Genomic DNA, 24,829 nt, shown 5'->3' on the forward strand with positions numbered 1-24,829 from the left:
ACGCCAATCTGTAGGAGCGAGGCTCGCCCGCGAAGACGTACGAAAAGACACCACCGACCACACTGAGAAACCCCGACATGACCGACACCCCGCATTTCCCCTTATCCGCCGTGGTCGGCGCCGACGATCTCAAGCTCGCTTTGTACCTCACCGCCATCGACCCGAAAATCGGCGGCGTGCTGATCGAAGGTCCACGCGGCATGGCCAAGTCCACCCTGGCCCGTGGCCTCGCGGACCTGCTCGCCAGCGGTCAATTCGTCACCTTGCCGCTGGGTGCCACTGAAGAACGCCTGGTCGGCACCCTCGACCTTGATGCCGCCCTGAGCGAAGGTCGTGCGCAGTTTTCGCCCGGCGTACTGGCCAAGGCTGACGGCGGCGTGCTCTACGTCGATGAAGTCAATCTGCTGCCCGATCACCTGGTGGACTTGCTGCTCGACGTCGCCGCCAGCGGCACCAACCTGATCGAGCGTGACGGCATTTCCCATCGGCATTCGGCGAAATTCGTGTTGATCGGCACCATGAATCCGGAAGAGGGCGAGTTGCGTCCGCAACTGCTCGACCGGTTTGGCCTGAACGTCGCCCTTAGCGGTCATACCGCACCCGCCCAGCGTGGGCAGATCATCCGTCGGCGGCTGGATTTCGACAGCGATCCGCAACGCTTTTGCGCCGAGTGGGAAAGCCAGCAGCAGTCTTTGCGTGAGCGTTGCCAGACAGCGCGCAGCACACTGGCGAGCATCCCCCTGGACGATGAGGCGCTGGCACAGATTACCGAGCGCTGTTTTGCCGCCGGTGTCGATGGCCTGCGCGCCGACCTGGTCTGGCTGCGTGCTGCCCGTGCCCATGCGGCGTGGCGGGGGGCGAGCGCCATTGCCGAGGAAGATATCGATGCCGTTGCCGAGTTCGCCTTGCGCCATCGTCGTCGCGAACAGTCGCCACCTGCGCCGCAGCAGGCCCAGCAATCCGCGCCGCAACCATCCAGCCCGAGCGAAGGCCAGGGCCAATGGGGCGAAATGCCCGCGCAGGCGCTGCCGGTCGGCGCTCGACGTGAAGTGCCGAGCTGGCCAAAAAAGCCCTAGGCATTCGCCCTCGATCTGACGCGGGGGCGAATGCCAGGCCCCGCGCCGGACGGCTGGACCACGGCAAGCAGGGTAAGCGTCATGCCGCCCGCAGCGGCTCGATCAATTGGCCCGGCACCTTGCTCAACGGCCGCCCGCGCCAACGCCAGGATGTGCTGTTTCAATTGCGCACCCGTTCGCCCCATGAACTGTGGCTGGTGATCGTCGACGCCTCGGCCTCGACGCGCCGCCACCAGGCCTTGAGCGACGCCAAGGGGCTGTTGGCGCAGTTGTTCGACGACGCTTATCGCCAGCGTGCGCACCTGGCGTTGCTGACGGCCAGCGGCCATGCGCCGAAGTGGCAAGTGCAAGGATTGAAAGCTTCCAGCGGGTTGCGCCACTGGCTCGATGGCCTTGGCGCGGGCGGCGGTACGCCGTTGCTGGCGGCACTGGGCGAAGCGGGGCGATGGCTCGCGGTCCGGCAAAAACGCTTTCCGGCGGAACAGCAACGGTTGTTGCTGGTGACCGATGGGCGGTTGAAGGAGTGGTCGGGGTTGCCGGCGCTGGAGTGTCCGGGGCTGCTGATCGACATCGAGCGTGGACCGATCCGGCTTGGGCGCGCGCGGCAGTTGGCAGCGGAGCTGCAAACGGATTATCGGCATATCGATGAGCTGGTTTCAGGCTGAGTTTGCAGTGTCTGTGGTGGCCTCTTCGCGGGCAAGCCTCGCTCCTACAGGGACAATGCGTAACCTGTAGGAGCGAGGCTTGCCCGCGAAGGCATCACCTCGGTTCCGGATAATCCGGTTAATCTGCAGCGCTGCCCTATGCTATCCAGGCAAGCCATTCACAGGAGTGAAGCATGCGTGTTCTAGCCACAAACAGTCAGGACGATTTCCGCGTCAAAGCCTACGCCGGCACCAACGGCGTGCTGCTGGCCATGGACCTGGCCGAATCCCGCCGCAAGGGCCTGCTGGGTTTCGCCATCGAAAAACAGCAAGGCAGCAAGCCCTGGTTGTTCCTGTTCAATAGCCTGACGTTCCCCGGCAAGGCTCATACGTTCCCGCAGTTTCACGCCACCCCGAGCGACCTCGCGCCGTTGCAGAAATTTCGCTGGGCCGATTACGCGGTCAATCCGGGGATGACGATCCATTACCGAATCCACCTCGCCTATGGCAGCGCAGATGCACCGCAGCTGGGCGAATTTCTCGAAGTGACCGTCACGTCCGACAACGGCCTGCCACACAATCAGAGTGTGATTTTCAACCGCGCGGTGGCCGCCAGCCAGGCATTCCAGCGCAAGTTTCCCGACCTCGACGCGTTGATCAGCGCCAACAAGAACCTGCCCATCGAGGCCTGGCCCGATGCGCCGCGCCAGTGGCTGGAAAACGGTTTGCTCGGGCGCTTGCTGGGGTTTATCGAACGGGCGCTGGATGGTCAGTGGGCGCTGGACATTGCCATTTACGAGTACGAGTTGCAGGTGATCGTCGATGCCGTCAACGCGGCGTTCGAACGGGGTGTGAAGGTTCGCGTGCTGTATCACGCACAACCCGACGATGACGACACCGTCATCAACCAGGCCAGCCTGGAAAAAATCCCGGCGGCGAACAAGCGCGGGCGTGTCACCCATAACATCTTCCACAACAAATTCATGGTGCTGAGCCAGGTCGATGCCGCCGGGCAGCTTCAGCCTGAAGCGGTGCTGTGCGGCAGCACCAACTTCACGCCCAATGGCGTTTATCGACAGGCCAACGTGGTGCATGTGCTGGACGACGCGCGCATCAGCGCCAGCTATCTGCAGACCTTCGAGCAAGTCTGGGCGGCACCGGACGACGTCGGCGCCACCCGGCAATGGATCACGCAACACAACCCGATAGACCCGCAGCAGCCGTTGTTCGCTGGGTTCTCACCGCGTTCAGGGCAGGGTGATTTGCGGGCGTTTGTCGAGATCATCAACGCCGCGAAAAAGGACGTGCTGTTTGTCACCGCGTTCGCCTTGCCCGATGACATTCTCAACGCGCTGCTCGGCCAGCCCCACGACGACATTTTGCGTTACGGCCTGCAAAACACCGCCAGCCGCATCACCGGTTTTCACGCTGATCGCAGCGCCGAATTTGCCGCGACTGCGCTGCTCAACACCGGGCTGGAGGGCTGGCTTCGAGAGAATATGAAGGGCCAGAAGGGCAACTTGTTGGTGCACACCAAAGCCGTGGTCACCGACTTCACCAGCGACGCGCCGACGATCATCAGCGGCAGCCACAACCTCAGCGCTGCGGCCAGCAACGGCAACGACGAAAACTACCTGATCGTGCGCGGCGATACCGATCTGGCTGATCGTTATGGTTTGGAGTTGCTGCGGTTCTACGAGCATTACCGCTTTCGCTACTTCGCCAAGAAACTTGCGCTCAAACAGGTGCAGCCGTTGAAGGTGGATGACAGCTGGACTGATGATTACTACCTGGCGGGGGATTTGCGGCAGCTGTCCAGATTGCGATTCTCCGGACGGTAAATCAGTGTATCCAATGGCCCCATCGCGAGCAGGCTCGCTCCCACATGGGATTTGTGTACGCCACCGACCAAATGTGGGAGCGAGACCGGCTTGCCGGCGATGGGGGCGACACGGTCTCCCCGCGTCAGTGGAACTTTGAACTTCCCCCTGATTACTTCCCCATCGCCTGTCGGTACTGCCGCGTACGCCGCCCAATGTACAAACGGTCAAGGATCAGCGCCCAGACTGCCGACACCTCAGGCCGGGGCTTGCGGCCACGGCTCAGGCGCTGGAGCTGGAATTTCACCACGGCCATGCTCGCCAGCGCGGCCAACGGTTTGCGTTTCCACTGGATCGGCGGCAGTTGCGGATGGCTGTTCCGGCCTTCGCGCCAGTGTTTGACCAGCTGCGGTTCGAGGGCCAGCGCGGTGCCGATGCCGGCCATGGCGATGCCGCTGTCGAGTACTTGTTCGACGATCGCCAAACGCCGAATCCCGCCGGTCACCATTACCGGCATGCGCGCCACGCTCGCCAGTTCACCGGCCATTTCCAGAAAGTACGCTTCCCGCGCCAGGGTCCGGCCATCGCGTGCCTCGCCCTGCATGGCCGGTGCTTCGTAGCTGCCGCCCGACAACTCAAGCAAATCGATCGGCTGATCGTTGAGCCACTGGATCACTTGGCGAGCATCGTCGGCGTCGAAGCCACCGCGCTGGAAGTCGGCCGAGTTGAGTTTTACCGAGACGCAGAATTTCGGTGATACGGCCTGGCGAACGGCGCTGATCACGTCGAGCAACAAGCGTGCGCGATTCTCCAGGGATCCGCCCCAGCGGTCGGTGCGGCGATTGGTCAATGGCGACAGGAACTGGCTGATCAGGTAACCGTGTGCCGCATGAATCTGCACGCCGGTGAAACCGGCCTTTTCGGCGAGGGCAGCGCTGGTGGCGAAGCGCGTGATTACCTCGGCGATATCGTCTTCGGACATCGGTTTGGGTTCGGCAAACATCTTGGAAAATGAACCAAGATCCAGCGCCACCGCCGAGGGCGCCCACGCTTGCTGGCCGAGGTTGGCCATGGTCTGGCGCCCCGGATGATTGAGCTGCACCCAGAATTGCGCGCCACCGGAGCGGCCAATCGTTGCCCATTGGCGAAAGCGTTCCATGTCGCGATCATCTTCCAGCACCACGCCACCGGGGCCGGTCATGGCGCGGCGGTCGATCATCACATTGCCCGTCAGCAACAACCCGGTTTCGCCCCCGGCCCAGGCCTGGTACAAGCGAAACAGTGCATCGGACGGCGCCTGCCCGGTGTCGGCAAGGTTCTCTTCCATCGCCGCTTTGGCAATGCGATTGCCGATTGTCTGGCCGTTGGGCAAATTCAACGCTTGGAAGGGCGACATGCTTGACTCCTCATCAGTGGAGTACAGAGGCTAAGCTTAAAGCTCACTTTAATGTCAAGCAGGAAAACGAGGCCGGGATGAAAATTGGTGAATTGGCTCTGGCGTCGTTCAAGCCCTCGCGCTGATGGCGGCAGCCGATGGGGCGGGAATCGGATTGCGCATCAGCGTGCCCACCACCAACGCCCCCAGCAATGCGAGTAATCCGGCGACCAACAACAAGAGACTGAAGCCGCCGACGAACGCCTGTCGGGCCAACGGTTCGACCACGCTGCGCGCGGCTTGCGGCAACAGGTCCAGCGCTGCCGGCATGTCACCGGCCACCACCCGCGACGCGATGCCTTGGGTCTGGGCGAGCCATTGCGCGCCTTGTGCCGACAAATCTGCGCGCAACAACTGTTCGGCATGGCTGGACAGCAACGCGCCGTACACGCCGATGGCCAGCACGATCGCACTGAAACGCATGGTGGTGCTCATGCCCGAGGCCATCCCGGTGCGCTCCCTGGGCACGCAGGCCATGATGTTTTTCTGCGTGTCGCCATTGAGCAGCCCGGCCCCCGCGCCGGTGACGGCAATCGCCAGGGCAAAAGGCAGGTAACCGCCGCTGCTCACCGCCCAGGCACTGAGCAGATTGCCGCTGCCGACCAGGGTCAAACCGGTCGCCATCAACGTGGCCGGGGCAAATCGACTGGCCAGGCGCACGCCGATACGCGGGCAAATCAACATGGTCAGGGCAAACGGCAACATGCCCAGCCCTGAGGCGATGGCCGAAAAACCCAGACCGTTTTGCAGATAAAACGGCAGCAACGTCATCATCACCTGCGCGCAGCCGGCGTAGGCAAACATCCCCAGCAGCGCGCCGATGAAGCGTGGATGTTTGAACAATTGCAGGTCGACCATCGGCCGCCGCTGCATCCGCTCGATCACGACGAACAACCCCAGTAACAGCGCGCCGCCGATCAGTCGGGCGTAAGTGATCGGGTTGTTCCAGCCGATCCGGTTGGCTTCGATCAGGCCCCAGATCAGGCACAGCAAACTGCCACTGAACGCCAGGCTGCCCCACGGATCGAGGCGCGCGGATTGAGGGTCGCGGGACTCCGGCACCGCACGCCAGACCATGACCATCAGGAACAGGCCCACCGGTAAATTGAGGTAGAAGATCCAGCGCCAGCCAATGAATTCAGTGATCAAACCGCCGACGGTCGGCGCGGCTGTCATCGCCACGCCCATGCACGCGCCCCAGAACGCCCAGGCCTTGGCCCGTTCCACCTCATCGTGAAACGTATGGCCGATAGAGGCCAGGGCCGAGGTCAGCAGCAACGCCGCGCCGACCCCCTTGATCGCCCGTGCGATGTCGAGGAACAACGCGTTGGGCGCAGCGCCGCAACCGATGGACGCCAGAATGAAAATGCCCAGGCCACAGAGCAGGGTTTTCTGCCGGCCGAAGCGGTCGGCGATGCTGCCTGCCGGCAGCAATAGGGCGGCGAAGGCGAGCATGTAGGCGCTGACCACCCATTCGATATCGGCAAAATTGGCGCCCAGGTCCCGGGCGATCGTCGGCAGGGTGACGGCGACGATGTTGGTATCGAGGACGATCAACGAACACACGCCGGAAGCGGTCAGCAATGTGAGGCGCGGATTGACGCGGCTCATGACCTGATTGCCTTTTGCACAAGGCAGCTTTCTGTAACGGCGAAAAGGGGTTTGACGTACATGCTGTGGGCTCTCTACTGTGATTGCCGAATGAGCTTATCGCGACCGCTTGTGCGCTTCGTTAGCCGAAAATCGGCATTTCATTACCTTTGAGCTAATGCGCCCATGGACATACGGCATTTCCGCTACTTTCTGGCCGTTGCCCGGCAAGGCAACTTCACGCGTGCCGCCGAACAACTCGGTATCGCACCGCCGACCCTGACTCGACAGATCCAGGACATGGAGAACGAGCTCGGCACGCGACTGTTCGTGCGCCAGACCCGCGAAGTCAGCCTGACCGAAGCTGGCGCCGCACTGCTGATTGAAGCCGAGGCGACGGTGCGGCAATTCGAGTACGCCCAACGCAACGCCCAGCGCGCCGGGCGAGGGGATATCGGTCATATCGAGCTGGGTTACGTGGCCTCTGCGGTGTACTCGGGCCTGCTGCAAAAGCAGGTGCAGGCGTTCAGCCGCGAATGCCCGGACGTCAGCCTCAACGTGCGCGAAAGCCCGATGGCGAGCTTGCCGGCGATGGTCCTCGAAGGCCGGTTCGATATCGGTTATGTGCGTTCGCCCATGACGTTGCCCGAGGGGCTGGAAGCCATTCGCCTCGACGCGGAAGGTTTTGTGCTGGCGCTGTCGAGCGAGTCGTGGCTGTGCCGTTTGAGCGAGATCGGCCCGGAGCATTTGCAGGGCGAGACGTTCATCCTGCCGGAGCAGATCAGCGGCAGCTTGCAAGTCGCCGCCGAGGGTGGGTTTGCGCCGAAACTCGGGGCACAACCCGGCGGGCTGGTGGCGGTGCTGGCGCTGGTGTCGCTGGGGCAGGGCGTGGCGGTGGTGCCGGAGTCGGTGGTCGGGCACGTCGGGTTGCCCGGTGTGGTTTACCGGTCGATCAAAGGGTGTGAGGCGAGCTCGTGGTTGTCGTTGGTGTATCGGCGGTTTGAGAAATCGGCGGCGGTTGTCAGGTATATCGAGCAGGTCAAACATCGCTAAGAGCAAAAGCTTCGCGAGCAAGCCCGCTCCCACATTTGATCTCCATTATTTGATAGAACACGGTCAAGTGTGGGAGCGGGCTTGGTCTGGGCGGCATTCCGACGAAGGCGGCTTCAAAAACACAGAATCTGCTGCTGGTTACAGATTTTGTAATGATTTCTGGCTGTAGGAAAAGTCGCTTTCACCTGTACGCTCCAAGGCCTTTTTCCTTTCAGGACTTGCATGAACACCCTCTCGGAGCCCCCCGGTTATCCTTCCTCTCGGCGCCATCGTGCGCGCCTGATACACGCGAAACACCCGGTCTTTCGCCTTCCGAACACCCTTGTCATTGCAGCTCCACGGCCTTTGCGCCGCGCCTTGCCGTGCCCGGCATTCTGAATTCACTGAAGAGATCGAGACGTTTTTATGGAATGGATAGCTGACCCCACCGCGTGGCTGGGCCTGTTGACGTTGATCGTGCTGGAGCTGGTGCTCGGCATCGACAACCTGGTGTTTATCGCGATCCTGGCGGACAAACTGCCACCCGAGCAGCGTGACCGTGCGCGAATCATCGGTTTGTCCCTGGCCTTGCTGATGCGTCTGGGCCTGCTGGCGAGTATTTCCTGGCTGGTGACCCTGACCCAGCCGCTGTTCGAGGTGTTCGAGCACAGTTTCTCCGGCCGTGACCTGATCATGTTGTTCGGTGGTGTGTTCCTGTTGTTCAAAGCGACGATGGAATTGCACGAGCGACTTGAAGGTCATGTCGGCCAGCGCTCGTCCAACACGGCTTACGCGCTGTTCTGGCCGATCGTCGCGCAGATCGTGGTGCTCGACGCGGTGTTCTCCCTCGACGCGGTGATTACCGCCGTGGGCATGGTTGATGAGCTGGCGGTCATGATGATCGCGGTGATCATCTCCATCGGCCTGATGATTGTCGCCAGCAAGCCGCTTACCCGTTTCGTCAACGCACACCCGACGGTGATCATGCTGTGCCTGGGCTTCCTGATGATGATCGGCTTCGCGCTGACCGCTGAAGGCCTGGGCTTCCATATTCCGAAGGGCTACCTGTACGCGGCCATTGGTTTCTCGATCCTGATCGAGCTGTTCAACCAGATCGCCCGGGCGCGTCGCAAAAAGTCCATGCAGGGCCTGCGACCGATGCGCGAGCGCACAGCCCACGCGGTCTTGCGTTTGCTGGGTGGTCGCAAACTGGCGGTGGAAGAGGTCGGCGAAGAGATTGCCGACATGCTCGACAACGGCGAGGCGCCAAGCGAAGAGCTGTTCGACCGTCGCGAGCGGGTGATGATCAGCGGCGTGCTGCAACTGGCCGAGCGCCCGATTCGCACGTTGATGACGGTCCGCGCCGACGTCGATCACATCGACCTGTCCGACGACGCAGAAGCCATTCGTACACGGCTGATGCATTCGTCCTACTCGCGCCTGCCGTTGATACGCGACGGTGCGGTGGATGAGCCGCTGGGCTTCGTGCACAAGAAGGAATTGCTCAAGGAATACCTGGCCGGCAACGAGCCGGACCTTGAGCATCTGGCGCGCAAGACCATCAACCTGCTGGACAGTTATTCGATCCTCAATGCCCTGGAACAGATGCGCCAGGCCTCGACGCACATCGCCTTTGTGGTCAATGAGTTCGGTGACTTCGTGGGCGTGCTGACCATGACCGACATTCTCGAATCGATTGCCGGCGAGTTGCCCGACGCCAGCGAAATCGAGGGGCCGGACGTGGTGGAAGAGCCGGGCGGGTTCAGGGTCAATGGTGCGTTGAACCTGATGCGGGTTCGCCAGCGGACCGGGTTCGCCGTAGAGCCGACCGAGGACTATCAGACCTTGGCGGGGCTGGTGATGAGCTTGCTGGATCGTCTGCCGATGATTGGCGACAGCCATGAGTGGGAAGGCTGGCGCATGACGGTGATGGCGGTTGAGGAGCGGCGGGTGACGCGGGTGTTCCTGACGCGGATCGGCGGGTGATTATTCGCTGAGTTTGAGGGCCTCATCGCCGGCAAGCCGGTCTCATTCCCACAGTTGACCGTGTCGGCCTGAATTACGCGGTCAACTGTGGGAGTGAGCCTGCTCGCGATGGGGCCCTCACATTCACCTCAACCCTTTGCGGATTGCTCTTCCAGCTGATCCGACTCAAACAGCTTCGCCAGTTCCGCCCTGGCTTCCTGCGCGGTCTGCAACACCTTCGCCGCATCGTCGTACACCGCATGCTGCGCTTCCAGCACTTGCTCGTCGTGATGCTGGAAACGCTTGATCCGCGCATCCGCCTGCGCCTGGGTAAGGCCCAATCCCACCAGGGTGCGCCGGCTCATTTCCAGGCTCGAATAATAGGTTTCCCGAATCGCCTCGGCCCCCAGGTCCACCAAACGGTGCACATGCTGACGGTTACGGGCGCGGGCGATGATCTTGATGTGCGGATACAGCCGGTGCACCACCTCGGCGGTCTTGATGTTGGTGTCCGGGTCGTCGGTAGCGATGATGAAGTATTCCGCCTGCTCGACCTTGGCCGCGCTGAGGATTTCCGGGCGCATCGGGTCGCCGTAGAACACCGGCACGCCGCCAAAGCTGCGCGATAGTTCGATGGTTTCCACCGAGGTGTCGAGGGCGACGAACTTGATGTTCTGCGCGCGCAGGATACGGGCGACGATCTGCCCCATCCGGCCCATGCCGGCAATCACCACACGCGGTTCGTCGGTATCGATCTCGCGGAATTTCTCCGGCACCACCACCGGCTGCACCTTGGGGCTGACCAGTCGCGCGCAGATCAGCAACAACAACGGCGTCACCGCCATGGACAGGGTGATGGTCAGCACCAGCAGATCGTACAGACGCGGTTCGAACAAACCCTGGTCGCGGCCGATCTTGAACACCACAAACGCAAACTCACCGCCCGCCGCCAGTACGATGCCGAGGCGAATCGCACTGACCTTGCCCAAACCGCCAGCCAGTCGCCCCACGACAAACAGCAGCGGCAACTTGATGGCGATCAGCAGCAGGGTCAGGCCCAGCACCGTGATCGGTGCGCTGAGCAGCAGGCTGAGATTCGCGCCCATGCCGACGCTGATGAAAAACAGCCCCAGCAGCAGGCCCTTGAACGGTTCGATCTGCGCTTCCAGTTCGTGGCGGTATTCGGAATCCGCCAGCAGCAAACCGGCGAGGAACGCGCCCAGTGCCATCGATACGCCGACCAGATCCATCAGCCACGCCGTGCCGATCACCACCAGCAACGCGGTGGCGGTGGAAACCTCCGGCAGACCGGTGCGGGCGACCACACGGAATACCGGTCGCAGCAGATACCGTCCGCCGATCACCACCACGGCGATGCTGCCCAAAACGCGCAAGCCGTGGTTCAAATCCTCGGTCGCGGTGGTGGTGTGATCGCCGCCCGCCAGCAACGGCACCATGGCGATCAGCGGGATCGCTGCGATGTCCTGGAACAGCAGAATCGCGAATGCCAGACGCCCATGGGGGCTGGTCAATTCCTTGCGTTCGGCCAGGCTTTGCAGGCCGAAGGCCGTGGAGGACAGTGCCAGGCCCAGCCCCAACACAATCGCACTGTTCAACGGCTGGCCAAACACGAACAGCGCCACCACGCCAATCACCGATCCGGTCAGCAGCACCTGCGCCAGACCGACGCCAAACACCGATTTGCGCATCACCCACAAGCGTCGCGGCGACAGCTCCAGGCCGATGATAAACAGCAGCAACACCACGCCGAGCTCGGAAATATGACTGACGCTTTGCGGGTTGCCGATCAGCCCCAGTACCGACGGCCCGATGATCACCCCGGCAAACAGATAACCCAGCACCGCCCCGAGTTGCAGGCGCTTGGCTAAAGGAACGGTGAGCACCGCCGCGAACAGGAACACGACAGCGGCTTGCAACAGGTTGCCTTCATGGGGCATGGGGAAACTCCAGAACTCGGTACGGCGGGGGGTACAAGGATAAAGGCTGAGACGACGGGCGCAAGCCAGGCCTGCAATGATTGTATGGATGGCGCGTTGTTGCGTATTTCACCTGCAACAAAGCCGATGAACAGAAAACCCCAATGTTTATTCAGGTCCTTTTTAGTTGAGAACGAGGGATTTCAACGTGAGGAAAAGTGCCGTCCCATTGCGCATCGATCCGCCGGATTCGTTCACTCAAATCAGGATGGGTTGCAAATAAACGATCCATTGCCGACGACACGCCAGTATTGAAATACAGGTGACTGAACTCACCCGCCCTGGCGGCCTTGATGTGCGAACCTTGTGCATGACCGCCAATCTTTTTCAGTGCGCCGGCAATACTTTGCGGATTTCGGGTGTACTGCACCGCCGTGGCATCGGCCAGAAATTCACGTTGCCGGCTGACGGCGGCCTTGATCAGACTGCCAAAAAAACTCCCGGCGAATCCGGCTATACACAAAAAAATGCCGATCAGTACACCCGCCAGTTTCAGTCGTTGGTCACGGTGGTTGCTCTGACTCGCTTTGACCAATATCAGGCTGCCCGCCAGTCCGAGCACCAGCAGTCCGCTAATGATTGCCAGCATGTGCATGTTGAGACGCATGTCCCCGTTGTAGATATGGCTGAACTCATGGGCAATCACGCCTTGCAGCTCTTCTCGCGTGAGCAGCGATATCGCACCCTGCGTCACGCCGATCACTGCATCTTCGGGGGTAAACCCGGCCGCGAAGGCGTTGATGCCCTCATCCGGTAACAGATAAACCGTCGGCACAGCGATGCCTGAGGCAAGCGCCATTTCCTCGACGATGTTGATCAGGCGTTGCTCTTCGAGCGTTCGCCCGCCGTGATTGAGCTGACGTCCGCCCAGTTTTTCTGCGATGACCTTTCCGCCGGCCCGGAGCTCTGCGTACTTGACCAGACTGCCCAGCAGAACAACGCCGATGATTAACGGCGCCACAACCCCGACGGCTTGCCAGTTGATGGTCAATCTGCGGCTGCCGTCATTCGCATGGTCAAGACTGAATGCGAGGCAGGTTATGGTGATCAGGCTTAGCACCGACAGGATCATCAATAGGACGAGCAGCGCCGTTCGGTGTCTGGCCTGGCGCTGTTGCTCAAAAAAATTCATCGGACCATCCGTGGGCAAAGCGTTTTAGAAGGAAACCTGAGGTGCTTGTTGAATAGACGCGGTATCGGGGAATTCCAGCGGGGTGGCATCGGCGGCATGGCCGAAGCGAGCGGCCAGTAGCACGGCGGGGAAGCTTTGTTTGAGATTGTTGTAGGTCAGCACCGCGTCGTTGAACACTTGGCGGGCGAAAGTCACTTTGTTTTCAGTGCTGCTGATTTCTTCACTGAGTTGCTGCATGGCCTGCAAAGCCTGGAGTTCCGGGTAGGCTTCCAGGGTGACATTCAGTCGCCCCATGGCGCTGCTGAGTACACCATCGGCCAGACTCAGTTGAGCCATATTTCGCGCGTCGCCCGGTTGAGCCTGGGCGGCCTTGAGCCCGGCCAGTGCGTTGTTGCGGGCGGCGATGACGGCCTCGAGCGTCTCGCGCTCATGGGTCAGATAACCTTTGGCAGTTGCTACCAGATTGGGGATCAGGTCATAACGGCGCTTGAGTTGCACCTCAACCTGCGCGAAGGCATTTGCTATTTCATTGCGGCGGGCGACCAGGCTATTGAAGAGCCCGATGACGTACAGAATGCCTAGAACCAGAACGGCCAAAATGACCAGCAAGACGATGCTGTTAGTGCTCATGGTGTGATGTCCTTGTTCACGGAAGGAGATTTTGCGCAGGATGTTAACGGAAAACCCAAGGCTTGACTGCTTTCGGCCAAGTCAGGTTGATCGTGCAGCTTCATGTCGGCCAGTGGCGCGTCAAACCCTATTCGCTGTGAACCCGCACCGGGGGCTCGGTGCCCAACCGATACTGATTATTTCCGCTGCGCTTGGCTTCATACATCGCCAGGTCTGCAATATGAATCAACCGGTCCATGCTCGGCGCATGATCGGGGAACACCGCGACGCCCAGGCTGGTGCCGATGTGGCGCTGGTCGTTGCCGATGGTCACGGGTGGTGAGAGTTCGACGAAGATTTTCTGGCAGATGTTGCGGGCTTCGTCTTGCAAACTGCCGCCTTGCGGCAGGCCCTGGAGGATGACCACGAATTCGTCGCCACCGATGCGGGCGACGGTGTCGGTTGAGCGCAGGATTCGCTTCAGGCGCGTGGCGGTGGTGACGAGTACGCGGTCGCCGGCGGCATGGCCGTAGCGGTCGTTGATCGCCTTGAAACCGTTAAGGTCGACGAACACCAGTGCTACTCGGGTGGCGGTGATTCGGGCTTGTTCCAGTGCCTCGGACAGGCGTTCTTCGAGCACCAGCCGGTTGGGCAGGCCGGTCAACGGGTCGAAATGGGCCAGGTGCTGCAGGTAACTGGCGGAGGCTTTTTCCTCGGTGATGTCGCGGACCACGCCCATCATCTTGATCGTTTCATCGTGGTTGTTTTTCACCACGTTGCCGGTCTCGCGCAACCAGCGGATGGTGCCGTCGGGCCAGATGACCCGGTATTCCTCGTCATGGTTCTCGCCGGTTTCCAGGCAACGCAGCTCACCGGCCCGGACCCTGACCCGGTCGTCGGGATGCACGCAGGCGCAAAACAAGGCGTAGGAGGGCGTCACTTCGCCGATCTTGAAGCCGAACATGCCGTAAATCGCATCCGACCAGTAGAGCCGATCGGTGTCGACATCCCAGTCCCAGGTGCCGATGCGGGCGAAATACTGGCTGCGCTTGAAGCGTTCGGCGTCGCTGTCCTGATGGATGTTTTGTCGTTCGGACAGGTGGGTGATGAGCACGCGATACTCGTCGAGCTGCTTTCGCAGCGAACGCTCGCGACAGATCAGCGCAATAATCAGGGCAAGCAGCAACGCGCAAATGGCTGCGCCGGTCCAGACATGAATCATGCAGAGGTTGCCGTCATGGCGTTTTGATTCCTAGGGTAGGTGCTGCATATCTTAGTTCACGCCTAGTGACAGAAACAGGCCGTATGGGTTGCCAATCGCGCACGTTTCTGGGAAAACGGCGCCGTTACGTCCAATTGGGCGAATGAACAATAGAGTGAACATGATGAATGATGAACTGCAGGTAATCGATCTTGAAGCGGGCGACGGCAAAGCTGCCGTCAAAGGTGCACTGATCACCACCCAGTATCGTGGCTGGCTGGAAGACGGTAGCGAGTTCGATTCTTCCTACAGCCGGGGCAAACCTTTCCAGTGCGTGATCGGTACCGGACGTGTGATCAAGGGCTGGGATCAGGGGATCATGGGGATGCAGGTCGGTGGCAAGCGCAAATTGCTGGTGCCGGCGCATCTGGGCTATGGCGAGCGCACGATGGGGGCGATCCCGCCGAACTCGAACCTGATTTTCGAGATTGAATTGCTGGAAGTTTTGACGCGGGATGATTGATTGGCGCGTCAGGGGGAGGTGTGTTGTTTGTCATGCCGCCATCGCCGGCAAGTACGCAATCCCTGTAGGAGCCGGCTTGCTGGCGATGAACGATAACGCGGTCAATCTGGCATGACTAACCCTGAAACGTCTCCCGGTACGCATACAACCCCGGTGTCCCGCCCGTCATCACAAACAACACGTTGTCCCCGGCGCGAAAACGTTCTTGCTTGAGATCCGCCACCAGGCCAGCAAACGCCTTGCCGGAGTAAACCGGGTCGATCAACAAGCCTTCGGCGCGAGCCATCAGGCGTACGGCGTCTTGCATGGCTTCGGTAGGCAGGCCGTAACCTTCGCCCAACTGACTGCCGTCAACGACGATCTCTTCGGGTCGTACGCTGGTATTGCCGCCGAGTAATGCCAGCGTATCCTGGGTCAATTTCAGGGTTCTGGTCGCTGACGATTCCCGATCCGACAACACTGAGTACGACTTGACCATCGAGGCCCCTCGGTCCAGCAACTGGAAGCCGGCCGCGAGCCCGGCGTGGGTGCCGGCGCTGCCGTTGGGCACCACGACCTGATTGAAGACCAGGCCGAGTGCCGTCTCCTGCTGCGTGATTTCTGCGGCGCAACGTGCATAACCGAGACTGCCGAGGGGCGTTGAGCCGCCCATGGGAATCACCAGCACCTTGTGTCCCGCGTCCCGAAGTTGCGCCGCGCGAGCCTCGGCCCGGGCGAGCGAGTCAGTGCCTCCCGCCAGCACTTGCAGTTGCGCGCCAAACAATTGGTCGAGCAGCACATTGCCGTTGAGTTCGTAATCCACATCAGCCTTGGGGACCGAGCGGGTCAGGATCAATTCGCAGGCGATGCCTAAACGTGCGCAGGCTGCGGCGGTCAGGCGCGCATGGTTGGACTGCACGCCGCCGACGGTAATGACCGTATCAATGCCGGCCTGCTGCGCCGCGCCGATATGGAATTCGAGTTTGCGCAGTTTGTTGCCGCCACCACCCAGCAACATGTGATCGTCGCGCTTGAGAAACAGGCGAATTCCCCGCGCGCCCAGGCCCAACAGCTGTTCGAGGCGTTCGGCTCGTTGAATGGGCGTGGGGCCTTGCAGAAGGTCTGCTCGCGCAAAAGCGCTCAGGGCTTTGTCCAGTTGGGTTTGCATCGATGGCGCCTCGCTGACGTTTATCAGAGTGACTCTAGGGAGAAAGTCACTCGCGATAAACGCATTGCCAGTCATTACACCCTTAACCTGATGTAACAAATGCGCCGGCGTGCTCTTCACGAGAACAGCGGGATTCGGCCATTCAGGGAAGGGCGGTAGCGCCAGGTCAAGTGCTCCAGCGCGGGTTTCAAGGCCAGAATCTGCCTCAGCGTGGCGCTGGCGATACTCATGGCCAGTACCTGCCCCGGGCATTGATGACGACCGGCACCGAAGGTAAAACTGCGTCGCTGCGGGCGTTCGAGCATGAATGCATCAGGCTGCTCATTGAACTGCGGATCGCGATTGGCCGACGCCAGCATCACCAGGATCACATCGCCCGCATTGAAGTTCATACCCTCGATTTCACAGGATGCGGCGACGAAGCGACGGGTGTTCTGTACCGGCGGATCGAAGCGCTGGACTTCGGCCAGCAGGTCGTCAATGTTGATCGAATCGTTCAGCCACTGCGGATGTCGAATCAACGCCAGTAACGCATTGCCGATCAGCCCGGCGGTGGCTTCATAGGTTTGGGAGAACAGGCCGATGAGGTTGGCAATCAGGGCTTCGCTGTCGTCGGAGGTTGCCGAAAACCGCTGGCGGATACCGGCAAGCAGGGCGCTTTGATTGTCCGGGTCGTCCAGCAGCTCAATGAAATAACCACGCAACTGTTCCGCCGCCGCATGGGCAGCGTCCAGGTGTGCCTGAGCGCTGAGGGGCGACAGGCACGCGACGAAATCCCCGGTCAGCTCGCTGATCACCCGAGCCTGTGCGGGCGAAAACCCCAGCAACACCGCCACTACGCACACCGGGCCAAGAAACATTGCCTTGTGCAGCCCTTCGGCGTCGGGGCTGAGCAGCCGCGCGCCGACCAGCGCGTTGACTTCCTCCCCGTCAATAAGCGCCACCTCCGGCTGGATCGCCGATCTTGGGCAACGCTGGCGTTCGCCCTCGTTCATCCGCATCAACTGACTGAAGACCTTGCCGGCCATGCCACTGGCAATGGCCTTGGGCACTGGCTCGTGAGTCGGCCGAACGTGACAGTCAGGATGCGCCAGCACCGCCGCCACGGCTTTGGCGCTACTGGCCACCCACAGTTTCAGTCCCTGGTGAAAAACCAGTCCGCCTTGAGCGCGCAGTTGCGCGTAATAAGGATAAGGATCGGCATGAGTCGCAGCGATGATCGGGTCCATGGGTCGCAGCCTTGTTCGTGGTGGGAAAAGTGTTGCTACTATCTCCAGTCCGAAAGGGGCTTGATTCGTCCGGGAGCGAAATATGAACGCAGAACCACACGACCTCGGTGTTTCACAGGTGGCGGCGGCCATTGCCGAACCGGCCCGGACCAAAATGTTGTGTTCTTTGATGGACGGCCACGCCCGCACCAGCACCGAGTTGGCGGCGATTGCCGAAGTCAGCGCTTCCACTGCCAGCGCGCATCTGGCCAAACTCAAGGACCTGGCGCTGCTGCGTCTGCATGTTCAAGGGCGTCATCGCTATTACAGCCTCGCGGACAAACGCGTGGCCCAGGCGCTGGAAGCGTTGATGGTGATCGGCCAGAACACCGCGCCGACGTTCAACCCTCGCACTCCGGACCGCCTGCAATTTGCCCGCACGTGCTACGACCACATGGCCGGCACGCTGGCGGTGTTGCTGCATGACCGGCTGCTGGAAAAAGGCTGGTTGCTGGAAACCGATGAGCAGGCTTATCGGCTGAGTGACAGCGGCGAGGCGTTGTTCGAAGGGCTGGGCATTGAAGTCAACGACCTGACCACGCAGCGCCGACGGTTTGCCTGCCCGTGCCTGGACTGGAGCATGCGCCGCCCGCATCTGGGTGGTTCGTTGGGCGCGGCGTTGCTGCAAACGGCGATCAAGCGCAAATGGGTGACGCAGGATCTGGACAGCCGGGCGCTGACGTTGACCGCGTTGGGCCGCAAGGAAATCGGCGCCCGGTTTGACCTGAAGCAAAGTCTGCCCGTAGGCGAGCTGATTCCGGGATTGATCACCCAGGCCGGTCAGGTCCGCGGCATCAAGGGCAGGGTGGGCAAGCGCCTCACACTGGCAAACGGAGTTCCTGACACGGATTCTCGGGAAACACAGAACCTGTAGGAGCCGGCTTGCTGGCGATGGACTCCAGTGCACCGCGGTGAACCAGTCAGTAAGCGTTATCGTTAACGACCATCGCCAGCAAGCCGGCTCCTACAGTTCTGAGGCGAATGGAATGTCTGGCTCATAAAAAAGCCCCCCATCGCCAAGACGACGGGGGGCTTGGTTGCAGCAGATGTCAGGTCAAACCTTGACGATCCAGCCTGCTGGCGCTTCGATCTCACCGGTTTGCACGCCAGTCAGCTCTTTGTAGAGCTTCTGGGTGACCGGGCCGACCTCGGTTTCGCTGTGGAACACGTGCAGGTGGTCGTTGTAGCTGATACCGCCGATCGGGGTGATCACGGCAGCCGTACCGCAAGCGCCGGCTTCCTTGAAGTCGGACAGCTTGTCGATGAACACGTCACCTTCAACCACTTCCAGGCCCAGACGTGTCTTGGCCAGTTCGATCAACGACAGACGGGTGATGCCCGGCAGCACCGACGGCGAGTTCGGGGTGACGAACTTGTTGTCGTGGGTGATCCCGAAGAAGTTGGCCGAACCGACTTCTTCGATTTTGGTGTGGGTCATCGGGTCCAGGTAGATGCAGTCGGCAAAATGCGCCTTCTTGGCCTGGGAACCAGGCATCAGGCTGGCGGCGTAGTTGCCACCGACCTTGGCTGCGCCGGTGCCTTGTGGGGCGGCACGGTCGTAGCTGGAGATCAGGAAGTTGTGCGGGGTCAGGCCACCTTTGAAGTAAGCGCCGACCGGGATGCAGAAGATCGAGAAGATGAACTCGGGTGCGGTACGCACGCCGATGTTGTCACCCACGCCGATCACGAACGGGCGCAGGTACAGCGCGCCGCCGGTGCCGTAAGGCGGGATGAAACGCTCGTTGGCGCGGACCACTTCCTTGCACGCTTCGATGAACTGCTCGGTCGACACATGCGGCATCAGCAGGCGGGCGCAGCTGCGCTGCATGCGGGCGGCGTTCTGGTCCGGGCGGAACAGGTTGATCGAACCGTCCTTGCAACGATAGGCCTTCAGGCCTTCGAAGCATTGCTGGCCATAGTGAAGGGCAGTCGAGCCTTCGCTGATGTGCAGCACATTGTCTTCGGTCAGGGTGCCTTTGTCCCACTCGCCATTACGCCAGTGCGACAGATAGCGCTTGTCTGTCTTGATGTAATCAAAACCCAGCTTGTCCCAATTGATGCTTTCGTTACCCATGACACCCTCTATCACTTAACAACCGTCGAAACGGTTCAAGGCTTCTGACGTTTTTTGGATGGGGACAACAATACTTCATTCCGGGCCTAAATCGCAGCCCGGAATGCATTCCTTTGTAGGAGCGAGGCTTGCCCGCGAAGAACGATAACGCGGTGTATCTGAACCACCGCGTTATCGTTCTTCGCGGGCAAGCCTCGCTCCTACGGGTTCGGCTTAAAGGTGCAGCGCGTGGCCAAGAGCCCGCAACGCCGCTTCCTGGACGGCTTCGCCCAAGGTCGGATGCGCATGGATGGTACCGGCGATGTCTTCCAGCCGGGCGCCCATTTCCAGGCTTTGGCCAAACGCGGTCGACAATTCCGAAACACCCACGCCAACGGCCTGCCAGCCAACAATCACGTGATTGTCCCGACGAGCGACCACTCGCACGAAGCCGCTTTTCGATTCCAGCGTCATCGCCCGGCCATTGGCCGCGAACGGGAAGCTTGAAACGATGCAGTCCAGGCCCGCTGCCTTGACCTCGTCCGGGGTCTTGCCGACCACCACCAGTTCCGGGTCGGTGAAGCACACGGCCGCGATAGCGGTAGGGTTGAACTCGCGGGTTTTACCGCTGATCAGCTCGGCCACCATCTCGCCCTGAGCCATGGCCCGGTGCGCAAGCATCGGTTCACCGCTGAGGTCGCCGATGGCGTAGACGTTGCGCATGCTGGTCTGGCAACGGTTGTCGATCTTGATCGCCGAGCCGTTCATGTCCAGATTCAGCGCTTCGAGGTTCCAGCCCTGGGTGTTGGGTTTGCGGCCAACGGCGACCAGTACCTGATCGGTTTCCAGGTTCAGGGTTTCGCCGTTAGGCTCCAGAACCTGCAATGTATTGTTATTAGAATCAAAGCCTTGGACGCTATGCTTCAAGTAAAGCTTCACGCCGAGTTTTTTCAATTCATCATGAACAGGCTGGGTCAGTTCAGCGTCGTAGGCCGGCAGGATGCGATCCTGCGCCTCGACCACACTGACGTCGGCGCCGAGCTTGCGATAGGCAATCCCCAGTTCCAGACCGATGTAACCGCCACCGACCACCACCAGCCGTTTTGGCACCGACGTCGGCGCCAAGGCTTCGGTGGAGGAGATGATCGGCCCGCCAATCGGCAGCATCGGCAGGTTCACGCTTTTCGAACCGGTGGCCAGCACCAGGTGCTCGCACTGAATGCGCGTGTCGCCGACTTCTACGGTTTTACCATCGATAACTTTCGCAAAGCCTTGAATAACCTGAATTTTGTTCTTTTTCAGCAACGCCGAAACGCCGGTGGTCAGGCGATCAACGATGCCGTCCTTCCACTCGACGCTTTTGCTGATATCGAGGGTCGGCGTTGAGACGCTGATGCCCAACGCAGAATGTTTGCTGTGGTGCTGCGTCTGGTGGAACTGCTCGGCAACGTGGATCAACGCTTTCGATGGGATACAGCCGATGTTCAGGCACGTACCGCCCAACGATTCGCCTTCCACCAGAATGGTCGAGATGCCCAGCTGACCGGCACGGATCGCCGTCACATAACCGCCAGGGCCGCCGCCGATGATCAGCAGCGTGGTGTTCAAAATCTGCATGCCTTACTCCACAAACAAGGTAGCGGGTTGTTCGAGCAAGCCACGAACGGCCTGGATGAATTGCGCCGCGTCCATGCCATCGACCACGCGGTGATCGAAGGAGCTGGAGAGGTTCATCATCTTGCGGATCACGATCTGGCCTTTGACCACCATCGGGCGTTCGACGATTTTGTTGACGCCGACGATCGCCACTTCCGGCAGGTTCAGCACCGGGGTGCTGACGATTCCGCCCAATGCGCCGAGGCTGGTCAGGGTGATGCTCGAACCGGACAATTCATCGCGGCTGGCCTTGCCGTTACGCGCGGCGTTGGCCAAGCGGGAGATTTCGGCGGCGTTCTCCCACAGGCTGCGGGCTTCGGCGTGACGCACCACGGGCACCATCAAACCGATGTCGGCTTGAGTGGCGATGCCCACATGCACCGCGCCGAGGCGGGTGATGACCTGGGCTTCGTCGTCGTAACGGGCGTTGATCTGCGGGAAGTCGCGCAGGGCGACGACCAGGGCGCGGACCAAAAATGGCAACAGGGTCAGCTTGCCACGGGTCGCACCGTGTTTTTCGTTCAGGTGCGCACGTAGTTCTTCCACGGCGGTCACGTCGATTTCTTCGACATAACTGAAGTGGGCGGCGCGCTGGGTGGCGTCCTGCATACGCTGGGCGATCTTGCGGCGCATGCCGATCACCGGGATCTGTTCTTCGTCGTTACGCTGGGCGTAAGCGGCGGTGGCAGTCGTTGCATTCGACTGACCTTGCGCCAGATAGGCGTCCAGGTCTTCGTGCAGCACGCGACCGGCAGGACCGGTGCCGCGCACCAGGCGCAATTGAATGCCGAGGTCCAGCGCATGTTTGCGCACGGCCGGGGAGGCCAGCGGACGCTCGTCAGCTTCGCGAGCCACCATCGGGCCCTGGCAGACGGCCGCTCGCGGCGCTGCGGCAGGAGCCGGTTTGGTTGCTGCAACAGCTTCGACTTTGGGGGCCGGTGCTTCTTTCGCGGCGGCAACCGCAGGCTGGGCCGACTCTTTAACGTTGCCCGCGCCTTCAACTTCAATGCTGATCAGGATGCTGCCAACCGCCATGACTTCGCCGGGCACGCCGCCCAGCGAAATGACCTTGCCGTGCACCGGCGAAGGGATGTCGACCATCGCCTTGTCGGTCATTACATCGGCCAGCACCTGATCTTCGACGACCATGTCGCCGACTTTCACATGCCACTGAGACAACTCAACTTCTGCGATGCCTTCACCAATGTCCGGCATTTTAATAACGTGCGTGCCCATTCAGACCTCCATAACCCGATGCAAAGCCGCGCCCACTCGGGACGGACCAGGGAAATACGCCCACTCTTGCGCGTGCGGGTAGGGGGTGTCCCAACCGGTGACGCGTTCGATCGGCGCTTCCAGGTAGTGGAAGCAATGCTCTTGCACCAGGGCAGCCAGTTCGGCACCGAAACCGCAAGTGCGGGTCGCTTCGTGAACGATCACGCAACGGCCGGTTTTCTTTACCGACTTGGTGATGGTTTCCAGGTCCAGCGGCCACAGGCTGCGCAGGTCGATGACTTCAGCGTCGATCCCGGTTTCTTCAGCGGCGACTTGCGACACATAAACGGTGGTGCCGTAAGTCAGGATGGTCACGTCCTTGCCCGGACGGGTGATGGCGGCGACGTCCAGCGGTACGGTGTAGTAACCGTCCGGGACTTGCGCGGCCGGGTGTTTCGACCATGGCGTGACCGGACGTTCGTGGTGACCATCGAACGGGCCGTTGTACAGGCGTTTTGGCTCCAGGAAGATCACCGGGTCATCGTTTTCGATCGAGGCGATCAGCAGGCCCTTGGCGTCGTACGGGTTGGACGGCATCACCGTGCGCAAGCCGCAGACCTGGGTAAACATCGCCTCGATACTCTGGCTGTGCGTCTGGCCACCGTAGATGCCGCCGCCACAAGGCATGCGCAGGGTCATCGGTGCGGTGAACTCGCCGGCCGAGCGATAACGCAGGCGGGCGGCTTCGGAAATGATCTGGTCCGATGCCGGGTACACGTAGTCGGCGAACTGGATCTCGGCCACCGGACGCAAACCGTAGGCGCCCATGCCCACGGCAACGCCGACGATGCCGCTTTCGGAGATCGGCGCATCGAACACGCGGGAGGTGCCGTACTTGTTCTGCAAGCCTTCGGTGCAACGGAACACGCCACCGAAGTAGCCAACGTCCTGACCAAACACCACGACGTTGTCGTCACGTTCAAGCATCACATCCATGGCCGAGCGCAGGGCCTGGATCATGGTCATGGTGGTCGTGGTCATGGCGGTTTCCGGTTGAATATTGTTGTTGTGATCGTTCATGTCAGATCCCCAACTCTTGACGCTGGCGCTTCAAGTGCTCCGGCATCTCTTTATAAACGTCTTCGAACATGGTCGCGGCGCTCGGAATCTGGCCGCCGGCGAGGGTGCCGTACTGCTCGGCTTCTTTCTGCGCGGCGATGACTTCGGCTTCCAGTTCGGCGCTGACGGCGACGTGTTCCTCTTCGGACCAGTGACCGATTTTCACCAGGTGCTGCTTCAGGCGCGCAATCGGGTCGCCCAACGGGAAGTGGCTCCAGTCGTCGGCAGGACGGTATTTGGACGGATCATCGGAGGTCGAGTGCGGGCCGGCGCGGTAGGTGACCCATTCGATCATGGTCGGGCCGAGGTTGCGGCGGGCGCGCTCGGCGGCCCAGGCGGAAGCGGCGTAGACCGCGTAGAAATCGTTACCGTCGACGCGCAGGGAGGCGATGCCGCAACCGACGCCACGACCGGCGAACGTAGTGGCTTCACCACCGGCAATCGCCTGGAAGGTGGAGATGGCCCATTGGTTGTTGACCACGTTGAGGATCACCGGCGCGCGGTACACGTGGGCGAAGGTCAGGGCGGTGTGGAAGTCCGACTCGGCAGTGGCGCCGTCGCCGATCCAGGCCGAGGCGATTTTGGTGTCGCCCTTGATCGCCGAGGCCATGCCCCAGCCGACGGCCTGGACGAATTGGGTGGCGAGGTTGCCGGAAATGGTGAAGAAACCGGCTTCCTTGACCGAGTACATGATCGGCAACTGACGGCCCTTGAGCGGATCGCGCTCGTTGGATAGCAACTGGCAGATCAGGTCCACCAGCGGCACTTCACGTGCCATCAGGATGCTTTGCTGGCGGTAGGTCGGGAAGCACATGTCGTCGATGTTCAAGGCCAGGGCCTGGGCGCTGCCGATGGCTTCTTCGCCAAGGCTTTGCATGTAGAACGACATTTTTTTCTGACGCTGGGCGACCACCATGCGGTTGTCGTAGATCCGCGTCTTGAGCATGGCGCGCATGCCTTTACGTAGGATCTCCACCGGTACGCCTTCAGCCCACGGGCCCAGGGCATTGCCCTGATCGTCGAGCACGCGAATCAGGCCGCGGGCCAGATCGGCCGTGTCGGCGGGTTCAACGTCAATTGGGGGTTTGCGCACCGTGCCGGCATCGGTCAGATGCAGGTAGGAGAAGTCGGTTTTACAGCCGGGACGGCCCGAGGGTTCAGGGACGTGCAGGCGCAGCGGTTCATACGCTTGGTTCATGGCTTCTACGCTCGATCTTGTGAATTTCTTGTAGTGAGCTGACCGTCATTCCACGTGTTATGGAAATCTTGTCCTACAAACATCATAGGCCCGGCGCAGGAGAATATTTATCTGTGTTTCGTTGCGTTGGTGGTCATTTGAGGTTAAAA

The 24,829-nt window shown here is 61.1% G+C and carries 20 protein-coding genes; 7 read left to right on the plus strand and 13 right to left on the minus strand.

The window, feature by feature from the left end; translation table 11 throughout:
• The first annotated feature begins 77 nt into the window (after nucleotides 1–77).
• The 3 genes from IB245_RS09685 (at nucleotide 78) to IB245_RS09695 (ending at nucleotide 3,561) form a co-directional block, all read left to right on the plus strand.
• Nucleotides 78–1,076, plus strand: coding sequence for an ATP-binding protein (locus tag IB245_RS09685; RefSeq protein ID WP_192227419.1), 999 nt, complete (start codon nucleotides 78–80; stop codon nucleotides 1,074–1,076).
• Between the two features lie 53 nt (nucleotides 1,077–1,129).
• Nucleotides 1,130–1,741, plus strand: a complete 612-nt coding sequence (locus tag IB245_RS09690; protein ID WP_192227470.1) for a vWA domain-containing protein — start codon at nucleotides 1,130–1,132, stop codon at nucleotides 1,739–1,741.
• Between the two features lie 173 nt (nucleotides 1,742–1,914).
• The gene (locus tag IB245_RS09695) at nucleotides 1,915–3,561 is read left to right on the plus strand and encodes a phospholipase D-like domain-containing protein (RefSeq protein ID WP_192227420.1); all 1,647 of its coding nucleotides are present in this window, start codon (nucleotides 1,915–1,917) and stop codon (nucleotides 3,559–3,561) included.
• Nucleotides 3,562–3,712: 151 nt separating this feature from the next.
• On the opposite strand, the gene IB245_RS09700 is transcribed toward IB245_RS09695, so the two are convergent.
• Nucleotides 3,713–4,936: an NADH:flavin oxidoreductase/NADH oxidase family protein gene (locus IB245_RS09700; RefSeq protein WP_192227421.1), complete on the minus strand. Its 1,224-nt coding sequence runs from the start codon at nucleotides 4,934–4,936 to the stop codon at nucleotides 3,713–3,715.
• A 108-nt stretch (nucleotides 4,937–5,044) separates the two neighbouring features.
• Nucleotides 5,045–6,586 (minus strand): MFS transporter, encoded by a 1,542-nt coding sequence (locus IB245_RS09705; protein ID WP_192227422.1) that lies wholly within the window; start codon nucleotides 6,584–6,586, stop codon nucleotides 5,045–5,047.
• Nucleotides 6,587–6,751: 165 nt separating this feature from the next.
• Here IB245_RS09705 and IB245_RS09710 point away from each other — a divergent pair, with 165 nt between their 5' ends.
• Both IB245_RS09710 and IB245_RS09715 read left to right on the plus strand, forming a co-directional pair.
• Nucleotides 6,752–7,618 carry a LysR family transcriptional regulator gene (locus IB245_RS09710; RefSeq protein ID WP_192227423.1) on the plus strand — a complete coding sequence of 289 codons (867 nt, stop codon included), beginning with the start codon at nucleotides 6,752–6,754 and terminating at the stop codon, nucleotides 7,616–7,618.
• Nucleotides 7,619–8,023: 405 nt separating this feature from the next.
• Nucleotides 8,024–9,583, plus strand: coding sequence for a TerC family protein (locus IB245_RS09715; RefSeq protein ID WP_008040048.1), 1,560 nt, complete (start codon nucleotides 8,024–8,026; stop codon nucleotides 9,581–9,583).
• A gap of 128 nt (nucleotides 9,584–9,711) precedes the next feature.
• On the opposite strand, the gene IB245_RS09720 is transcribed toward IB245_RS09715, so the two are convergent.
• The 4 genes from IB245_RS09720 to IB245_RS09735 all read right to left on the minus strand — a co-directional run bounded on the left by IB245_RS09720 (nucleotide 9,712) and on the right by IB245_RS09735 (nucleotide 14,522).
• Entirely contained in the window at nucleotides 9,712–11,520 is a 1,809-nt protein-coding gene (locus tag IB245_RS09720; RefSeq protein ID WP_008040046.1) for a monovalent cation:proton antiporter-2 (CPA2) family protein, read from the minus strand.
• A 151-nt stretch (nucleotides 11,521–11,671) separates the two neighbouring features.
• Nucleotides 11,672–12,691: a M48 family metallopeptidase gene (locus IB245_RS09725; RefSeq protein WP_192227424.1), complete on the minus strand. Its 1,020-nt coding sequence runs from the start codon at nucleotides 12,689–12,691 to the stop codon at nucleotides 11,672–11,674.
• Between the two features lie 24 nt (nucleotides 12,692–12,715).
• Nucleotides 12,716–13,321 (minus strand): LemA family protein, encoded by a 606-nt coding sequence (locus IB245_RS09730; RefSeq protein WP_008040042.1) that lies wholly within the window; start codon nucleotides 13,319–13,321, stop codon nucleotides 12,716–12,718.
• 127 nt (nucleotides 13,322–13,448) lie between these two features.
• Complete coding sequence (locus IB245_RS09735; RefSeq protein ID WP_008040041.1) at nucleotides 13,449–14,522, minus strand: sensor domain-containing diguanylate cyclase; 1,074 nt, start codon at nucleotides 14,520–14,522, stop codon at nucleotides 13,449–13,451.
• A gap of 163 nt (nucleotides 14,523–14,685) precedes the next feature.
• Here IB245_RS09735 and IB245_RS09740 point away from each other — a divergent pair, with 163 nt between their 5' ends.
• The gene (locus IB245_RS09740) at nucleotides 14,686–15,024 is read left to right on the plus strand and encodes an FKBP-type peptidyl-prolyl cis-trans isomerase (protein WP_032832522.1); all 339 of its coding nucleotides are present in this window, start codon (nucleotides 14,686–14,688) and stop codon (nucleotides 15,022–15,024) included.
• A 115-nt stretch (nucleotides 15,025–15,139) separates the two neighbouring features.
• On the opposite strand, the gene IB245_RS09745 is transcribed toward IB245_RS09740, so the two are convergent.
• Together IB245_RS09745 and IB245_RS09750 are read right to left on the minus strand one after the other, a co-directional pair.
• The gene (locus IB245_RS09745) at nucleotides 15,140–16,171 is read right to left on the minus strand and encodes a D-cysteine desulfhydrase family protein (RefSeq protein WP_192227425.1); all 1,032 of its coding nucleotides are present in this window, start codon (nucleotides 16,169–16,171) and stop codon (nucleotides 15,140–15,142) included.
• 116 nt (nucleotides 16,172–16,287) lie between these two features.
• On the minus strand, nucleotides 16,288–17,400 hold the full coding sequence (locus IB245_RS09750; protein ID WP_192227426.1) for a cytochrome P450: 1,113 nt from the start codon (nucleotides 17,398–17,400) through the stop codon (nucleotides 16,288–16,290).
• Between the two features lie 82 nt (nucleotides 17,401–17,482).
• Here IB245_RS09750 and IB245_RS09755 point away from each other — a divergent pair, with 82 nt between their 5' ends.
• A complete protein-coding gene (locus IB245_RS09755; protein ID WP_192227427.1) occupies nucleotides 17,483–18,313 on the plus strand; it encodes an ArsR/SmtB family transcription factor in 831 nt (276 codons plus the stop codon).
• A gap of 180 nt (nucleotides 18,314–18,493) precedes the next feature.
• On the opposite strand, the gene IB245_RS09760 is transcribed toward IB245_RS09755, so the two are convergent.
• From IB245_RS09760 to IB245_RS09780, 5 genes are all read right to left on the minus strand, one after another.
• Nucleotides 18,494–19,513, minus strand: coding sequence for a branched-chain amino acid aminotransferase (locus IB245_RS09760; protein WP_008034076.1), 1,020 nt, complete (start codon nucleotides 19,511–19,513; stop codon nucleotides 18,494–18,496).
• 213 nt (nucleotides 19,514–19,726) lie between these two features.
• A complete protein-coding gene (gene lpdA, locus IB245_RS09765) occupies nucleotides 19,727–21,109 on the minus strand; it encodes a dihydrolipoyl dehydrogenase (RefSeq protein WP_192227428.1) in 1,383 nt (460 codons plus the stop codon).
• Nucleotides 21,110–21,112: 3 nt separating this feature from the next.
• On the minus strand, nucleotides 21,113–22,384 hold the full coding sequence (locus IB245_RS09770; protein ID WP_192227429.1) for a dihydrolipoamide acetyltransferase family protein: 1,272 nt from the start codon (nucleotides 22,382–22,384) through the stop codon (nucleotides 21,113–21,115).
• Nucleotides 22,385–23,443: an alpha-ketoacid dehydrogenase subunit beta gene (locus IB245_RS09775; RefSeq protein ID WP_008034069.1), complete on the minus strand. Its 1,059-nt coding sequence runs from the start codon at nucleotides 23,441–23,443 to the stop codon at nucleotides 22,385–22,387.
• A 1-nt stretch (nucleotide 23,444) separates the two neighbouring features.
• The gene (locus tag IB245_RS09780) at nucleotides 23,445–24,680 is read right to left on the minus strand and encodes a 3-methyl-2-oxobutanoate dehydrogenase (2-methylpropanoyl-transferring) subunit alpha (protein ID WP_008034068.1); all 1,236 of its coding nucleotides are present in this window, start codon (nucleotides 24,678–24,680) and stop codon (nucleotides 23,445–23,447) included.
• Nucleotides 24,681–24,829: the final 149 nt, after the last annotated feature.

Source organism: Pseudomonas sp. PDM02 (assembly GCF_014852285.1).
Taxonomy (GTDB): domain Bacteria; phylum Pseudomonadota; class Gammaproteobacteria; order Pseudomonadales; family Pseudomonadaceae; genus Aquipseudomonas; species Aquipseudomonas migulae.

Excerpts from the sequence above, each read along its gene's own strand:
- IB245_RS09685 (WP_192227419.1), top strand. The coding sequence starts at position 78 with ATGACCGACACCCCGCATTTCCCCTTATCCGCCGTGGTCGGCGCCGAC.
- IB245_RS09695 (WP_192227420.1), top strand. The coding sequence starts at position 1,915 with ATGCGTGTTCTAGCCACAAACAGTCAGGACGATTTCCGCGTCAAAGCC.
- IB245_RS09700 (WP_192227421.1), bottom strand. The coding sequence starts at position 4,936 with ATGTCGCCCTTCCAAGCGTTGAATTTGCCCAACGGCCAGACAATCGGC.
- IB245_RS09705 (WP_192227422.1), bottom strand. The coding sequence starts at position 6,586 with ATGAGCCGCGTCAATCCGCGCCTCACATTGCTGACCGCTTCCGGCGTG.
- IB245_RS09710 (WP_192227423.1), top strand. The coding sequence starts at position 6,752 with ATGGACATACGGCATTTCCGCTACTTTCTGGCCGTTGCCCGGCAAGGC.
- IB245_RS09715 (WP_008040048.1), top strand. The coding sequence starts at position 8,024 with ATGGAATGGATAGCTGACCCCACCGCGTGGCTGGGCCTGTTGACGTTG.
- IB245_RS09720 (WP_008040046.1), bottom strand. The coding sequence starts at position 11,520 with ATGCCCCATGAAGGCAACCTGTTGCAAGCCGCTGTCGTGTTCCTGTTC.
- IB245_RS09725 (WP_192227424.1), bottom strand. The coding sequence starts at position 12,691 with ATGAATTTTTTTGAGCAACAGCGCCAGGCCAGACACCGAACGGCGCTG.
- IB245_RS09730 (WP_008040042.1), bottom strand. The coding sequence starts at position 13,321 with ATGAGCACTAACAGCATCGTCTTGCTGGTCATTTTGGCCGTTCTGGTT.
- IB245_RS09735 (WP_008040041.1), bottom strand. The coding sequence starts at position 14,522 with ATGATTCATGTCTGGACCGGCGCAGCCATTTGCGCGTTGCTGCTTGCC.
- IB245_RS09740 (WP_032832522.1), top strand. The coding sequence starts at position 14,686 with ATGAATGATGAACTGCAGGTAATCGATCTTGAAGCGGGCGACGGCAAA.
- IB245_RS09745 (WP_192227425.1), bottom strand. The coding sequence starts at position 16,171 with ATGCAAACCCAACTGGACAAAGCCCTGAGCGCTTTTGCGCGAGCAGAC.
- IB245_RS09750 (WP_192227426.1), bottom strand. The coding sequence starts at position 17,400 with ATGGACCCGATCATCGCTGCGACTCATGCCGATCCTTATCCTTATTAC.
- IB245_RS09755 (WP_192227427.1), top strand. The coding sequence starts at position 17,483 with ATGAACGCAGAACCACACGACCTCGGTGTTTCACAGGTGGCGGCGGCC.
- IB245_RS09760 (WP_008034076.1), bottom strand. The coding sequence starts at position 19,513 with ATGGGTAACGAAAGCATCAATTGGGACAAGCTGGGTTTTGATTACATC.
- lpdA (WP_192227428.1), bottom strand. The coding sequence starts at position 21,109 with ATGCAGATTTTGAACACCACGCTGCTGATCATCGGCGGCGGCCCTGGC.
- IB245_RS09770 (WP_192227429.1), bottom strand. The coding sequence starts at position 22,384 with ATGGGCACGCACGTTATTAAAATGCCGGACATTGGTGAAGGCATCGCA.
- IB245_RS09775 (WP_008034069.1), bottom strand. The coding sequence starts at position 23,443 with ATGAACGATCACAACAACAATATTCAACCGGAAACCGCCATGACCACG.
- IB245_RS09780 (WP_008034068.1), bottom strand. The coding sequence starts at position 24,680 with ATGAACCAAGCGTATGAACCGCTGCGCCTGCACGTCCCTGAACCCTCG.